The sequence below is a fragment of the Blastococcus sp. SYSU D00669 genome (assembly GCF_054050715.1).
The window spans coordinates 1-14,225 of the sequence record NZ_JBJGZV010000072.1 but is presented as its reverse complement, the minus strand read 5'-3'; the positions used below and the strand labels follow the sequence as shown (position 1 = coordinate 14,225).

General features: G+C 73.3%; 13 protein-coding genes and 1 tRNA gene. 8 read left to right on the top strand and 6 right to left on the bottom strand.

Annotated elements, in window-relative coordinates:
* Nucleotides 1–151 precede the first annotated feature (151 nt).
* Nucleotides 152–1,456 carry an MFS transporter gene (locus ACI8AF_RS27095; protein ID WP_456542889.1) on the top strand — a complete coding sequence of 435 codons (1,305 nt, stop codon included), beginning with the start codon at nucleotides 152–154 and terminating at the stop codon, nucleotides 1,454–1,456.
* Nucleotides 1,457–1,464: 8 nt separating this feature from the next.
* Here the strand turns inward: ACI8AF_RS27095 and ACI8AF_RS27090 are convergent, their stop codons facing one another.
* Nucleotides 1,465–4,155, bottom strand: coding sequence for a LuxR C-terminal-related transcriptional regulator (locus tag ACI8AF_RS27090; RefSeq protein ID WP_456542888.1), 2,691 nt, complete (start codon nucleotides 4,153–4,155; stop codon nucleotides 1,465–1,467).
* A gap of 155 nt (nucleotides 4,156–4,310) precedes the next feature.
* The gene (locus ACI8AF_RS27085) at nucleotides 4,311–4,904 is read right to left on the bottom strand and encodes a helix-turn-helix domain-containing protein (RefSeq protein WP_456542887.1); all 594 of its coding nucleotides are present in this window, start codon (nucleotides 4,902–4,904) and stop codon (nucleotides 4,311–4,313) included.
* A 91-nt stretch (nucleotides 4,905–4,995) separates the two neighbouring features.
* On the opposite strand from ACI8AF_RS27085, the gene ACI8AF_RS27080 reads away from it, so the two are divergent.
* The 3 genes from ACI8AF_RS27080 to ACI8AF_RS27070 all read left to right on the top strand — a co-directional run bounded on the left by ACI8AF_RS27080 (nucleotide 4,996) and on the right by ACI8AF_RS27070 (nucleotide 6,958).
* The gene (locus ACI8AF_RS27080) at nucleotides 4,996–5,991 is read left to right on the top strand and encodes an NAD(P)/FAD-dependent oxidoreductase (RefSeq protein ID WP_456542886.1); all 996 of its coding nucleotides are present in this window, start codon (nucleotides 4,996–4,998) and stop codon (nucleotides 5,989–5,991) included.
* 101 nt (nucleotides 5,992–6,092) lie between these two features.
* Nucleotides 6,093–6,353 carry a hypothetical protein gene (locus ACI8AF_RS27075; RefSeq protein ID WP_456542885.1) on the top strand — a complete coding sequence of 87 codons (261 nt, stop codon included), beginning with the start codon at nucleotides 6,093–6,095 and terminating at the stop codon, nucleotides 6,351–6,353.
* Nucleotides 6,354–6,499: 146 nt separating this feature from the next.
* The gene (locus ACI8AF_RS27070) at nucleotides 6,500–6,958 is read left to right on the top strand and encodes a hypothetical protein (protein WP_456542884.1); all 459 of its coding nucleotides are present in this window, start codon (nucleotides 6,500–6,502) and stop codon (nucleotides 6,956–6,958) included.
* 729 nt (nucleotides 6,959–7,687) lie between these two features.
* Here the strand turns inward: ACI8AF_RS27070 and ACI8AF_RS27065 are convergent.
* The 4 genes from ACI8AF_RS27065 to ACI8AF_RS27050 form a co-directional block, all read right to left on the bottom strand.
* Nucleotides 7,688–7,760: transfer RNA gene (locus ACI8AF_RS27065), tRNA-Ala, on the bottom strand.
* Nucleotides 7,761–7,845: 85 nt separating this feature from the next.
* Nucleotides 7,846–8,253, bottom strand: a complete 408-nt coding sequence (locus ACI8AF_RS27060; protein WP_456542883.1) for a VOC family protein — start codon at nucleotides 8,251–8,253, stop codon at nucleotides 7,846–7,848.
* A gap of 29 nt (nucleotides 8,254–8,282) precedes the next feature.
* Nucleotides 8,283–8,687: a helix-turn-helix domain-containing protein gene (locus ACI8AF_RS27055; RefSeq protein ID WP_456542882.1), complete on the bottom strand. Its 405-nt coding sequence runs from the start codon at nucleotides 8,685–8,687 to the stop codon at nucleotides 8,283–8,285.
* A 13-nt stretch (nucleotides 8,688–8,700) separates the two neighbouring features.
* Nucleotides 8,701–9,369, bottom strand: a complete 669-nt coding sequence (locus tag ACI8AF_RS27050; RefSeq protein ID WP_456542881.1) for a M23 family metallopeptidase — start codon at nucleotides 9,367–9,369, stop codon at nucleotides 8,701–8,703.
* A gap of 482 nt (nucleotides 9,370–9,851) precedes the next feature.
* Here ACI8AF_RS27050 and ACI8AF_RS27045 point away from each other — a divergent pair, with 482 nt between their 5' ends.
* The 4 genes from ACI8AF_RS27045 to ACI8AF_RS27030 are packed head-to-tail and all read left to right on the top strand — an operon-like array spanning nucleotide 9,852 to nucleotide 14,114.
* Nucleotides 9,852–11,432, top strand: coding sequence for a mannitol dehydrogenase family protein (locus tag ACI8AF_RS27045; RefSeq protein ID WP_456542880.1), 1,581 nt, complete (start codon nucleotides 9,852–9,854; stop codon nucleotides 11,430–11,432).
* Nucleotides 11,429–12,193 carry an HAD family hydrolase gene (locus ACI8AF_RS27040; protein ID WP_456542879.1) on the top strand — a complete coding sequence of 255 codons (765 nt, stop codon included), beginning with the start codon at nucleotides 11,429–11,431 and terminating at the stop codon, nucleotides 12,191–12,193. Before ACI8AF_RS27045 ends, ACI8AF_RS27040 begins: the two co-directional genes overlap by 4 nt.
* A complete protein-coding gene (locus tag ACI8AF_RS27035; protein ID WP_456542878.1) occupies nucleotides 12,190–13,305 on the top strand; it encodes a CDP-glycerol glycerophosphotransferase family protein in 1,116 nt (371 codons plus the stop codon). The genes ACI8AF_RS27040 and ACI8AF_RS27035 overlap by 4 nt, the downstream gene beginning before the upstream one ends.
* Entirely contained in the window at nucleotides 13,302–14,114 is an 813-nt protein-coding gene (locus tag ACI8AF_RS27030; RefSeq protein WP_456542877.1) for a phosphocholine cytidylyltransferase family protein, read from the top strand. The genes ACI8AF_RS27035 and ACI8AF_RS27030 overlap by 4 nt, the downstream gene beginning before the upstream one ends.
* Nucleotides 14,115–14,225 lie beyond the last annotated feature (111 nt).

The window sequence follows — 14,225 nt, the reverse complement described above, 5'->3', positions numbered from 1 at the left end:
TGAACCACGAGGGACCTCCTGGGTCTGGCTGGGTGCTTGGCGGCTCCCAAACCAAACCCGGAGGTCCCTCCCTACATCAAGATCCGAATCCGTCGGACACGGTGCACCAACCTGCCCGATCAGTACAACTAGCACGTCGAGGGAGCCGCCCGTGTCCCGCACCGTTGCTCCCGGAGCCGGACCGGAGCCGCTGCCGCCACCGCTGCCCGCGGCGGAGCCCGGGGTGCGCTCGGCTCCGACCCAGCGGGTCGGCCCGCGCTTCGTCTGGCTCTACGCGGCCGCGTTCACGGGCACGTGCCTGGTGCTGGTGGCGCCCCTCCTGGTCACCCTGGCTCTGAAGGTCAACTCGCTCGTCGGCGCCGAGCGGGCGCCGGAGGGCCTGGCGCTGGTCACCGGGGTCGGCGGCCTGGTGGCCATGGTGGCCAACCCGTTCTTCGGCAAGCTCAGCGACCGAACCTCCTCGCCGCTGGGCATGCGGCGGCCGTGGATGGTGACTGGTCTGCTGGGCGGCTCGCTCGGCGTCCTCGTGGTCGCGCTGGCGCCGAGCATCCCGGTGGTCCTCGCCGGCTGGTGCCTGGCCCAGATGCTCAACAACGCCCTGCTCGCTGCCATGGTGGCGGTGCTGCCGGACCAGGTGCCGACCGCGCAGCGCGGCCTGGTGTCCGGCGTGCTCGGCGTGTGCCTTCCGGTCGCCTCCGTGGGCGGCACCTACCTGGTCCAACTCGTCACCGGCAACCAGCTCGCGATGTTCCTCGTGCCCTGCGCAGTCGGTGGGTTCTTCGTCCTGCTCTTCGCCCTCACGCTCGACGACCGCAGGCTCGCCCGGGCGGAGAAGCCGGCGTGGTCGCTGCGGGAACTGGCCGGCACGTTCTACGTCAGCCCCAGGAGAAACCCGGACTTCGCGTGGGCCTTCGTCAGCCGATTCCTGTTCGTCCTGGCCTACGCGTTCCTGACCACCTACCAGGCGTTCTACCTGCTGCAGCAGGTGGGCAGCGCCGAGGCCGACGTCCCCCGGCAGATCTTCCTGGGCACGCTCGCGCAGTCCGCACTCGTCGCCGTCGCCTCCGTCGTGGGCGGGCGGCTGTCCGACCGCACCGGCCGGCGCAAGGTCTTCGTCTGCGTCGCGGCGCTGGTGTACGGCTCGGCGCTGTTCCTGCTCGCGAGCGCCTCCGGCTTCGACGGCTACCTCGTCGGCATGGCCGTCGGCGGACTGGGCTTCGGCCTCTACACCGCCGTCGACCTCGCACTCGTCGCCGATGTGCTGCCGAGCGACGACAACGCCAAGGACCTCGGCGTCCTCAACATCGCCGGCGCCCTGCCCTACTCGGTCGCGCCTGCGCTGGCCCCGTTCGTCCTCTCGATCGCCGACGGCGACTACGGGGTGCTGTTCGCTGTCGCCGGCACCTGCGCCGTGCTGGCGGGCGCGGCGATCCTTCGTGTCCGGCGTGTGCGCTGACGCCCGCCCTACCGGCCCCGCACGAGATCCAGCTCCTGCCCCCGGCGGACGGCCGCACGCCGGTTGGTCACGCCGAGCTTGGCGTAGAGGTTCTTGGTGTGGGTCCGGAATGTGTTCAGGGACACGAACAGCTCGCTGGCGATCCGTGGGCCGTCGAGGTCGGTGGCCAGCAGCCGGAGTACGTCGAGCTCCCGGGCGCTCAGCGGCTCCACCAGACGCTGGGCGACGGGCTCGTCGTCGTGTACACCACAGACGGCCAGGAGCCGGCGGACGTAGCCCGAGGTCGATCCCGAGGCTCCGGCGGACCGCAGCAGGGCGGTCATCGGCACCCCCTCGTCGACGAAGGTCCGGACGTAGTCCTCCGGCTCGGCCAGGGACAGGGCGCGCCGCAACGCCGCGAGCGCCGCCGGCATGTCGCCGCGGGCCTGGGCGGCGAGCGCCCGCAGCACCAGGATCTCGATGACGCTGCCCGTCCGGTGCCCCGCATCCGCCGCGGACAGCAGCCGGTCGAGCAGCCCGGTCGCTGCACGGAGCGAGGACCCGGCGCCGTCTTCCATGGCGTGCCGGGCGAGCAGCACGCGCGCCAGGGTCACGTGCTCGTACTCGCGCAGGTAGCTCAGGTCGTCGTCGGCGGACAGGCCCCGTTCGCCGACCCAGTCCAGCGCGTCCCCCAGCCGGCCGTGCGCAGCCTCCATCCGGGCTCGCAGAGCGGGGATCGGTCGGACGTCGGGTGAGTAGTCGTTGTTGAAGCAGCGCTCAGCCTCGTCCAGCAGGTCGAGGGCCCCGTCGAGGTCACCGTCCACCTCGCAGAGGCGGGCCATGGCGAGGCGCCGCCGGTACGCGTTCTTCGGCAGGTCCGCGGACGGGCCCAGTTCAGAGCTCCACTCGAGGTGCTGCCGGGCGGCCTCGAGGTCGTTCCGCTCCCGGAACAGGTCGCTCATGCCCACGTGCATGTCGGCCGCGCCCTTGAGCGCCGGCACGGCCTGCTCGGCGCGGCGTAGTCCGCGCCGGTAGATGGTCATGGCGTCGCGGAGCCGGCCCTGGGCGATCCGGATCTCGGCCAGGGTGACGGCGCCGCCGACCACGTCGGTGGCGTAGCCCGCCTCGTCGAGGCTCGCCATCCCCCGGGCGTACCAGCGGTAGCCCTCGTCGAGATCGCCCGTCGTCCAGAACGCCAGCCCGATCAGCGCCTCCAGGCCGCCCCGCGTGGCGAGATCGCCCGGAGCCGCGAGATCGAGCGCCCGCCGGGCGTGCCGCATGCTGGTGTCCACGTCACCGGAGGCCAGAGCCTGCGCAGACCGGAACATGGCGATCTGGCCGGGCAGGCGCCGCCGCGCCTCGTCCACGACGACGCCGTCCGCCCCGCCCGGTGGGCGGGCCAGCCACCGCTCGACCTCCTCCAGGCGCGCCTCCACGCCGCGTACCTCTCCGGTGGACATCAGGGCCCCCACGTAGCCGGCGCTCAGGAGCGGCCGGGCGTGGAGCACCTCGTCGGGCAGCGACTCCAGCCAGCGGCGGAGCGTGGCCTCCCCCCGGTGCCGGTTCAGGGCGGGGATCACGACCTCGAGGAGGTCCGCCGCCCGATCGAGGTCCCCCGCCGCCAGCGCGTGCTCGATCGCCTCGGCCCGCTCGCCGCTGCGCTCGAACCACTCCGCTGCCCGCCGGTGCAGCTCGGGGACGGTGTCGGGTTGCTCGTCGAGCAGGTGCGCCTGAAGGACGTCGGCGAACAGGTGGTGGTAGCGGTACCAGTTGCGCCGGTCGTCCAGCGGCACCAGGAACAGGTTCGCCCGCTCCAGTGCCTCCAGCATCGGCTGGCCGCCGCCGCGGCCGACGACGACGTCGCAGAGCGGGCCGGTGAACCGGCTGAGGATGGAGGTCTGCAGCAGGAAGTTCCGCACGTCGTCGGGCTGGCGCTGCAGGACCTCCTCGGCGAGGTAGTCGACGATGTACCGGTCGTCGCCGGCGAACCCGGTGATGAAGTCGCCGGGGTCGTCGCGGCCCTGCAAGGACAGCGCGGCCAACTGCAGCGCGGCGATCCAGCCCTCGGTGCGCGCCTCCAGCGCCGCGACGTGCTCGGTGGTCAGGGCCAGCCCCATCGCCTCGTCGAGGTAGGCCGCGGCCTCTTCGGCGGTGAAGCGCAGGTCGTCGGCGCGGACCTCGACCAGCTCGCCGCGCGCCCGCCACCGGGCCACGGGCAGGGCCGGGTCGGCGCGGGTAGCGATCACCAGGTGCACGTGCGGGGGCAGGTGCTCCACCAGGAAGGCCGTCCGCTCGTGGATCAGGGGAGCGGCGATGATGTGGTAGTCGTCCAGGACCACGACCAGGTCGTCCGGGGCCGCGTCGAGCTCGTTGACGAGGGTCGCGAGCACCTCGTCGAGCGACGCGTGCGGCTCCCGCAGCAGCGCGAGCGCGCCGGCCGCGACGCCGGGCACCGCTGTCTGCAGCGCGGCGATGAGGTAGGCCCAGAACGTGCTCGGGTCGTTGTCCCGGTCGTCGAGGGACAGCCACGCCGTCGATCGCCGGTCGGCGGCGGCCAGCCAGTCGGTCAGCAGGGTGGTCTTGCCGAACCCGGCCGGCGCCGACACCAGGGTCAGCGCCGCGTCGCCGCTCCCGTCGAGCCGCTCGTTCAGCCGGGGGCGGGCCACGAGGCCGCGCCGCCGTCGGGGCACGTGCAGCTTGGTGGTGAGCAGGGGGCCCATGACGACCACCTCCCTCGAGGGTCGGACCCCGGGGGTGTCGCCCACCACCCTGTCGTCAGCCGCCTCGTCGCCGGCGCCCGCCGTCGTCTCGGCCGACGCATCGTGGCAGCCGGACACGGACGGTGTCGATGCTCTTCGCTGCGGCCCCAGCGAGATCAACCGTGGTCGGCTCGGCGGGGCGCGGCGCGGACGTGGATGCGTTCGCCCTGCCGCCCGAGCAGGCTGAGGATCTCCACCGGCTGATCGTCGGCGGGTCCGAACCAGTGCGGGAGCCGGGTGTCGAACTCGGCCACCTCGCCGGGGCTCAGGGTGAGGTCGTGGTCGGCCAGGATCAGCCGCACCCGCCCGGCGAGCACGTAGAGCCATTCGTAGCCCTCGTGGGTGCGCAGCTCGGGCTCGCCGTGCTCGGGCGGGATGATCGTCTTCCACGCCTGCAGGCCGCCGGGGTTGCGGGTGAGCGGGACGACGATGCGCCCGTTGCGCCGGCGTGGAGTGAACCGGACCCGGGGGTCGCCCACCTCGGGTGCGCCGATCAGCTCCTCCAGCGGAATCCGGTGGGCCTGCGCGATCGGCAGCAGCAGTTCCAGGCTGGGCCTGCGCTGGCCGGACTCCAGCCGGGACAAGGTGCTCTTGGAGATCCCGGTGGCGGCGGCCAGTTCGGTCAGGGTGATGTCCCGCTGGGTACGCACCCGCTTCAGCCGCGGGCCCACCTCGGCCAGCGCCGCCGCGATCGCCGCCGAGTGCCGCATGCCGGCCACCCCACCAGCGGTTCCCGGAAATGGCAACGATCGTTGTCGTGGTCGGGCCGCCCGGCGAACCTTCGCCGCGGAGGTGATCGCCATGGAGGCGAAGAATTTCGACGTGGTGGTGGTCGGCGGCGGTGCCGCCGGCCTCAGTGCGGCGCTGGTGCTCGGCCGGGCGCGCCGGCGGGTCGCGGTGGTCGACGCCGGCGCGCCGCGCAACGCGCCCGCGGCGCACATGCACGGCTTCCTGTCCCGCGACGGGATGCCGCCGACCGCCCTGCTGACCGCCGGCCGGGCCGAGGCCGCCCGGTACGGCGTGGAACTGGTGGCCGACCGGGTGCTGGGCGTCGAGCCCGGCTTCGTCGTCCGCCTCGCCACCGGCCGGGTGCTCCACGCCCGCCGGATCCTGCTCACCACCGGCGTCCGCGACGAGCTGCCGGACATCCCCGGCGTCCGTGAGCGGTGGGGCCGGGACCTGCTGCACTGCCCGTACTGCCACGGCTGGGAGGTCCGCGACCAGCCGCTCGGCGTGCTGAACACCGGCCCGGGCGCGGTCGCGCACGCGCAACTGATCCGCCAGTGGTCCGACGACGTGGTCTTCTTCGCCCACACCCACCCGCTGACCACCCCCGAACGCGTCGCGCTGCGGGCCCGCGGCATCCAGGTCCTGCACGGCCAGGTGACACAACTGGTCGTCGAGGCCGACCGGCTGACCGGCGTCCAGCTGGCCGACGGACGGGTGGTACCGCGGACCGCGGTGTTCGTCCGCCCCGACAACACCGCGCACGCCGACGGCCTGCTGGCCCTGCTCGGCTGCCGGACCGACGAGGCCGGGTTCGTCACGGTCGATGCGACCGGCAGGACCAGCACCTCCGGGGTCTGGGCGGCCGGCAACATCGTCGACCCGCGTGCCCAGGTCGTCGCCGCCGCGGGCGCCGGGAACACCACCGGGATCGCGATCAACGCCGACCTGGTCGCCGAGGACACCGACCGCGCGGTCGACGAGCACCACGCGGCTGGCGGCGTCTTCTCCGCCCCGACGGAGGCCCGCCTCACCACCGCCGTCCTCGCCGAACGCCGGCACGGCCTCTAGCCCCCACTACCCCAGCCACACCCGGCGGCCGCCCACGGGCCGGCCACCCACATGCACCGCGCCCGACGGACCGCGGCCCCCCACCCGACGAGGAGAACGACATGCTCACCACCCCTGCGCGCCACACGCCCACGCCGGTTCCGCCGCCGTCGAAGCACCAGTTGGCGCTGATGATCTGGCTCGCCGTGCTGCCGACCCTGATCGTGCTCAACCTCGCGCTGAGCAGACTGCTCGCCGGCACCTCGGTCGTGCTGCGCACCGTCATCGTCGCCACCCTCGCGGTCCCGATCGTGATGTACGGCCTCATGCCGCGCCTGCACCGGCTCCGCGCCCGGCTGCTGACCCGCCAACCCGGCCGATGATCCCGGCCGCCACGGCCGGGCCGCAGCGCCCGAGATCACCACGCCTTCTCACATCGTGTGGTGATCCGCGCTCACCCCGTCCGCTCCTAGCTTCAGCTCCGCCCGCGGCAGCCGCCGCAACCCGTTCGAGAACGAGGGAGACCACCATGACCGTCGCCCGCACCGACCCCACCCCCGCGGTCAACGCCGGGCCGGCCGGCCTGCCCACCTGGCGGCTGAACCTGATGCGGATCGGCTACCTGGTGATGGGCGTCGGTCTCGCCCTGGTGAAGTGGCCGATCGTCATCGGCTACGACCGCGACTTCCCGCTCTACGAGGGCGTCGTCGCCGTCCTGCTCACCGCCATGTCGCTGCTGGCGTTCCTCGGACTGCGCTACCCGGTGCGGCTCCTGCCGATCCTGCTGTTCGAGACCCTGTGGAAGGTGATCTGGCTGTCCGTCGTGGCGCTGCCCGCGGTGCTCGCCGGCGACGTCGACCCGGCCATGAGCGAGATCATCGTCAGCTTCGCGCCGGAGGTCATCATCGTGGCCGTCACGCCCTGGCGATACGTCTGGCAGCGGTACTCCGCGGCCAAGGGCGACCCGTGGCGCGGGACGACCGTCTGATCCCGACTCCCCCCACCGACCGCCCGCAGTTACGCCCAGTTCGGTCAGCCGGGCCGGCCTCCGGCCCGCCCCCGCCGGGGTCTGGTCGCCGTGTCGATCGGCACGGTCGCCCGGTGATGCAGCGGTCGAACATGGTCAGCGGCGGCCAGTCTGCCGGCCCGTTGCCGCCACCGACAGGGTCTGCTGCGGTCGGAGCGCCGCCCGGAACTCGGTAAGGGCTCTATCCCCAGGGCGGACGCCGTTCGCACGGCCCCGGCGGGGCTCCGCCACATCCGCCGAAGCAGCGTTGCTGAAGCCGCCTTTCAGTGACACCGCGAGAGTCGCAACCCCGAGCCGGGCCAGCTGTGGAACTTCTCCCTGCCACCCGCCTACCCGGAGCGAGCAACCCGGGCCTGAGCACCATCGACGACCACAAGATCACGAGGCATCACACTCGTGCATCCAGGGCCTGCAAACTCGTTGCGGCGGGTTGCTGAAGCTCACGCCTGCACTGTCACCGGCATGGCAGACACCCGAACGCCTGGATACCGAGCTCGGCAGCGCGAGCGTGAGCGGCAGCGGCGGCACCAGGAGTCCCGGCGTCGCCAGCGGGCGGAGCAGATGCCGGCCACGGCGCCGGCCCGCGAGGCCGCCCACCGCATGGGCGCAGTCCTTCTCATGTGGCCCGAGTCAACTGCAACCAGACGACCCAGGCCGCCCTCCCGAGGGAGAACGGCCTGGTCGTCGCGGTGGAGCTGAGGGGACTCGAACCCCTGACCCCCACACTGCCAGTGTGGTGCGCTACCAGCTGCGCCACAGCCCCGCACGGCCCGATCCGGTTCGTCCCGAGCCGTCGACAACTGTACAGGGCGGCGTCCGCCGGCCGGCGCAGGGGTGGCGAGCGGGTGTCAGCCCTTCATCTGCGCGATGCGTATGTGGTTGCCGAACGGGTCGCGCAGGCCGAAGTCGATGCCGTACGGCTGCTCGACCGGCTCCTCGGCGACCTCCACGCCCTTCTCCTTGAGGTCGGCGTACGTCTTGTGCGCGTCGTCGCAGCGGAAGAAGAGGTGGCCGCCGGTGCTGCCCTTGCTGAGGAGGTCGCGCACCTGCGCCGCGGTCTCCTGGCTCATCGAGGGCGGGCCGGGGATCTCGAGCAGGATGCCGCGGTCGTCGCCGGGCACCTGGACGGTGAGCCAGCGCATGAAGCCCAGGTCGACGTCCTCCCGGACCTCCAAGCCGAGCTTGCCGACGTAGAAGTCCAGCGCCTTGTCCTGGTCGGTGACGTAGATCTGCGAGGTGCCGAGGGAGTTCAACATGCGCAGAACGCTAGGACCGGCGGCTGACCTCAGGCTTCTCCAAAACTGCTCGGTCTGGTCCAGGCCATCGCGAAGCAGGACGGCACCGGCGGCAGCGGCCCGCGCGCCCGGTACGCGCTCGGCGGCTCCCCCACGACGTCGCGGAACACCCGGCTGAACGTGCCGAGGCTGGAGAAGCCGACGTCCATGCAGATGTCGGTGACGCTCCTGTCGGTGGCGCGCAGCAGCCACATGGCCCGCTCCACCCGCCGGCGCTGCAGGTAGCGGTTCGGCGTCTCGCCGAACGTGGCCCGGAACGTCCGGATGAAGTGCGCCTCGGAGACGCAGGCGATGCGCGCCAGGGTGGGGACGTCGAGCGGCTCGGCGTACGCCCGGTCCATGGCGTCGCGGGCGCGCAGCAGCCGCCGGTTCTGCTCCTCGGCCGCCCTGCTCACGGGCGGTATTCGATCAGACGTGGACGCCGCGCTCGGCCAGCCAGTCGATCGGGTCGATCCGCTCCCCCTCGATGCCGCCCTGGTGCACCTCGAAGTGCAGGTGCGGACCGGTGGACTGGCCGCGGTTGCCCAGCTTGGCGATCTCCTGGCCGGCCTCCACGTAGTCACCGACCGAGACCGAGATCGAGTCCATGTGGCCGTAGACGGTGACGTCGCCGTTCTCGTGGAGGATGTAGACGGCGAGGCCGAACCCGCTGGCCGAGCCGGCCCGCAGCACGACGCCGTCCATCGCCGCGTACTCGGGGGTGCGCATGGGTGCGGCCAGGTCGATGCCGTAGTGGAAGGTCCCCCACCGGGAGCCGAACCCGCTGGTCAGGCGGGCGCCGTTGACCGGCAGCACCGCCTTGGGCCGGGCGGCCTCGATCGCAGCGGCCTCGGCCTCGGCGCGCGCGGCGCGCGAGGCGGCGACCTCCTGCAGCCGCGCCTGCGCCTCGGCCTCGGTGATCGAGGCCATCGGCATGACCTCGAGGTCCTCCTCACCGGTCGCCAGCAGCGCCTGCTGGGCCTCCACCACCGAGGTCGCGTCGGCGGAGGCCGGCGTGAAGCCCTGGAAGGTGACGACGCCCGCGCCCACGCCGCCGGCGATCAGCGCGGCGAGCAGCAGCACGGGGCGGCGCGGCACACGCCCGCCCGGGCGGCGGGGAGGGCTGACGGGCATGCGGTGGGAGGAGGTCCGGGCCGGCCGCTCGAGGAGGTCGGCATCGAAGGTCCGAGTGCCCATGCGTGCCCGTGCACCTGCCCCGTCTCGGAGGAAGCGGCCCGTGACGGGCCCGATTCGGTCGGTACACATACAAACACCGCGTGACTGATCCGTAACCCCTCGTGCGGCGTGTCGGCCCGAACACGCCGTGTGAACGGTCTCACGAATCCCACCGGTGGCATGGCGCGGCGAGCCCCTGCCGTTCACCTGCCGTTTCCCCTGCCCCTAGGGTGGGCACAGAGGCCGTCCGGCGTGAAGTCGTCCGCGCCGCCTGCCGGTCCTCCTATGCAGGACCACCGTGTCGGGCCTGATCGCGGATGGGCCGTCGGCCGGGCGTGCCTCCCCGGCACGACCGGTCGTAGCTGCCCCCTCCCCAGGGCCGACCCGAGCTCGAGGAGGTTGCCGTGACGCATGCCGGACGCATGCTCGATCCCACCCCGGCCTCCGCCGACGTCACGAGCTCCCCTGACGTCGCCCCCCGGAACGTCGTCACCACGGCGCTACCGCTGACCGAGGAGGGTCTCGGGCGGTTCGACGGCCGTCTGCAGGTGCCGACCTACGACCGCTCCTCCCTCGTGCCGTCCGTCGTGCACATCAGCGTCGGCGGGTTCCACCGCGCCCACCAGCTGCTGTACTTCGACGAGCTCGCCGAGCAGCGCATCAGCACCGGGTGGGGTGTCACCGGCGTGGGGCTGCACCACCGCCGCATGCACGACGCGCTGGCCCCCCAGGACTTCCTCTACACCGTCGTGGAGCGCAGCCCCGACGGCGAGCGCGCCCGGGTGGTCGGCGTCATGACCGACTACCTGTTCGCCCCCGACGACCCCGAGCGCGTGCTGCGCCGGCTGACCGATCCGCGCACGCGCATGGTGAGCATGACCATCACCGGCGCCGGCTACCGGCTCGACCCCTCGACCGGTGCCTTCGACGTCGACGACGCCGACGTCCTCGGCGACCTGCGCACCCCTGGGAGCCCGCGCACGGTCGTGGGCTTCCTGGTCGAGGCCCTCGACCGCAGGCGCCGTGCCGGCACCGCGCCCTTCACCGTCGTCTCCTGCGACAACGTGCACCGCAACGGCGAGGCCGCCCGGGCCATGATCACCGGCTTCGCCCGGATGCGCGACGAGGTGCTCGCCCGCTGGATCGGCGACCGCGTCGCCTTCCCGAGCAGCATGGTCGACCGGATCACGCCGCACACGTCGCCGGAGGAGCGGGCCGCGGTCGCGCAGCGGTACGGCGTCGACGACCGCTGGCCGGTGATCACCGAGCCGTTCTCCCAGTGGGTCATCGAGGACACCTTCTGCAACGGCCGGCCCCCGCTGGACGAGGTCGGCGTCCGCTTCGTGGCGGACGTGTCGAGCTACGAGCTGATGAAGACGCGGCTGCTCAACGCCGGGCACTGCGCGCTGGGCTACCTCGGCACGCTGGCCGGCCACACCCGGCTGGACGAGCTGATGGCCGAGCGGCTCTTCCGCCGGTACCTGAAGCGGCTGCTCGACCGGGAGATCACCCCGCTGCTGCCGCCGCCGGACGGCATCGACCTGACCGACTACAAGCGCGCCCTGCGCCGCCGCTTCGCCAACCCGGCGATCGCCGACGGGCTCCCCCGGCTCTGCCGCCGGGGGTCGACGAAGATGCCGCACCACCTGCTGCCCTCGCTGCGCGAGGCGCTGGACCAGGAGCGGCCGACCGAGCTGCTCACGCTGGCCGTCGCCGCCTGGTTCCGCTACCTGCAGGGCAGGGACGACGACGGGCACCCGGTGGTCGTCGACGACCCGCTGGCCGAGCGGCTGCAGCACCTGGCCCGCGCGGGCGGCGCCGATCCCCGGCCGCTGCTGTCCGAGCGGGGCGTCTTCGGCGACCTCGGCGACCGGCCCGCCTTCGTGCGGGATCTCGCCGGTGCGCTGACCCGTTTGCAGCGGGACGGCGCCCGCGCGACGCTCGCCGCCCTGCTGCACACCGATCGAGGGGAGACCACCCTGTGACCACCCGTCCGTCCGGCCTCGACCGCGTCGAGGTGGTGCTCTGCGACGCCGACGGCAACCTGTTCCCCTCCGAGGAACCGGCGTTCGACGCCTCGGCCGAGGTGACCAACCGGCTGCTCGCCGAACTCGGCGACCCCCGGCGCTTCACCGGGGAGGAGCTGCGCCGGGCGTTCACGGGCATGACGTTCCGGGCCACGGCGGCCCGGCTGGTCGCCGAGGTGGGCGCGGACGTCGACCTGTCCCCGTGGGTCGCCGAGGAGAAGCGCGCGGTCACCGACCACCTCGCGCGGACGCTGCGCCCGCACGCCGCCACCACCGCGGCGCTGCAGGCGCTGGCCGGCCGGCTGCAGCTGGCCGTCGTCAGCTCCAGCGCGCTGTCCCGCCTCGACGCCTGCTTCACCGCCACCGGGCTGGACGACCTCCTGCCGCCGTCGGTGCGCTTCAGCGCCGAGGACTCGCTGCCCACCCCGACCAGCAAGCCGGACCCGGCCGTCTACCTGCACGCCTGCCAGGCCCTCGGCATCGCCCCCGAGGCCGGCCTGGCCGTCGAGGACTCGGTGGCCGGCGTGCGGTCCGCGGTCGCCGCCGGCTGCCCCGTCGTCGGCAACCTGCTGTTCGTGCCGGCCGGCGAGCGGGCCGCGCGCGCCGCCGCCCTGCGCGACGCCGGCGCGCTCGCCGTCGTCGGCTCGTGGGCGGAGGTCGTGGCCCTGGTGCTGCCGGCCGCCGCCGACGAGCTCGAGCTGCTGGGAGCCGCCCGGTGAACATCGTCTACGTCGCCTTCCGCGGCCACTTCTCCGACAGCCCCCGGGCGATCCACGAGGCGCTCCTCGAGCGGGGCACCGACGCCACGCACACCTGGCTGTCCGCGCCGCACACGCGGAGCACCTTCCCCGACGGCGTGCGCACCGTGGAGTTCGGCAGCCCCGAGTGCATCGCCGCGCTGGAGGCCGCCGACCTGGTGGTCTCCAACGACCACATCCCGCTGGACTGGGAGAAGCGGCCCGGCGCGACCTACCTGCAGACCTGGCACGGCACCCCGCTCAAGCGGATCCACAACGACGTGTTCTGGGCGCCGGAGGGCCGGCTGGCCTACCTCGACCAGGACATCGCCCGCTGGGACCACCTGCTCTCGCCCAACCCCGCCAGCACCCCCCGGCTGCGCGGCGCCTTCGGCTACCGCGGCCCGGTGCACGAGACCGGCTACCCCCGCAACGACCTGCTCAGCAGCCCGCGGCGGGACGAGGTGCGCGCGAAGGTGCGGGCCGACCTCGGCATCGCCGACGGGCAGACGGCGGTGCTCTACACCCCCACCTGGCGTGACGACCTGGTGTTCGAGAAGGCCGGCGACCGCGACTTCGAGTTCCCGATCGACATCGACGCCTTCACCGAACGCCTCAGCACCGACCACGTGCTGCTGCTGCGGCTGCACAACATGGTGATGGACCGGCTGGAGGTCGTGGAGGGCTCCGCCGTCCGCGACGCGTGCAGCCACCCCGACATCGCCGACCTGTACCTCGCCGCCGACGTCATGGTCACCGACTACTCGTCGACCATGTTCGACTTCGCCGTCACCGGCAAGCCGATGCTGTTCTTCACCTACGACCTGGACCGCTACCGCGACCAGCTGCGCGGCTTCTACTTCGACCTCGAGGAGGTCGCGCCCGGTCCCCTGGTGCACACCAGCGCGGAGCTGGTCGACGCCCTCGCCGACCTGGACGCCGTCCGCGCAGCCTCGGCCGAGCGCTACGCCCGGTTCCGGCAGACCTTCTCCCTGCTCGAGGACGGCCACGCCACCGACCGCGTCCTCGACCTGCTCGCCCCCGCCCTCGCCCCCTCGCGCGCGCACGCCGCGCCCGCACAGGACAGGAGATGACCATGCGGACCTCCGACCGCCGCCTCACCCCGCTCCCCCGGGCGGCCGAGCCGACGCCGGCGAACACCACCGTGCCGCAGGTCCAGGTCGTCATCCTGGCCGCCGGCATGGGCACCCGCCTCGGGCGCTCGACGCCCAAGCCGCTCACCCCGCTGCACGACGGGCGGACGATCCTGCAGCGCCAGGTGGACAACCTGCGCGCGGTGCTCGGCCGGGACGCCGACATCACCGTCGTCGTCGGCTACGAGTGCGCCACGGTCATGGCCGCCGCGCCCGACCTCCGGTTCGCCTACAACCCCGACTTCGAGCAGACCAACACCTCCAAGAGCCTGCTCACCGGCCTCGCCCGCACCCGCGAGGGCGGGGTGCTCTGGCTGAACGGGGACGTGGTGTTCGAGCCCGCCGTGCTCGAGCAGGCGATGGACCACCTGCGGGCCGACCAGAGCTTCGTCTGCGTCGACACCGCCGCCGTCGGGGACGAGGAGGTCAAGTACACCCTCGACGAGGACGGCGCGATCGCCGAGCTGTCGAAGACCGTCGTCGGCGGTCTCGGCGAGGCGGTCGGGATCAACTACGTGTCGGCGGACGACAAACCAGTCCTGCTCGAGCACCTCGACGCCTGCGCCGCGAACGACTACTTCGAGCGGGGCATCGAGACGGCGATCGCCGAGCGCGGCCTGCAGTTCCGGCCGCTGGACATCTCGGCCACCCCCGCGGTGGAGGTCGACTTCGAGACCGACCTCGAGCGGGCCAACGCCCTCGTCGTCTCCCGCGCGCTGGCCCCCGACGGCGCGGCCGTCGCCGGCTGACCGACGCCGCCGCGGGGGGGGGGGGGGGGGGGGGGGGGGGGGGGGGGGGGGGGGGGGGGGGGGGGGGGGGGGGGGGGGGGGGGGGGGGGGGGGCGGGCGGTCCGCGGCCCC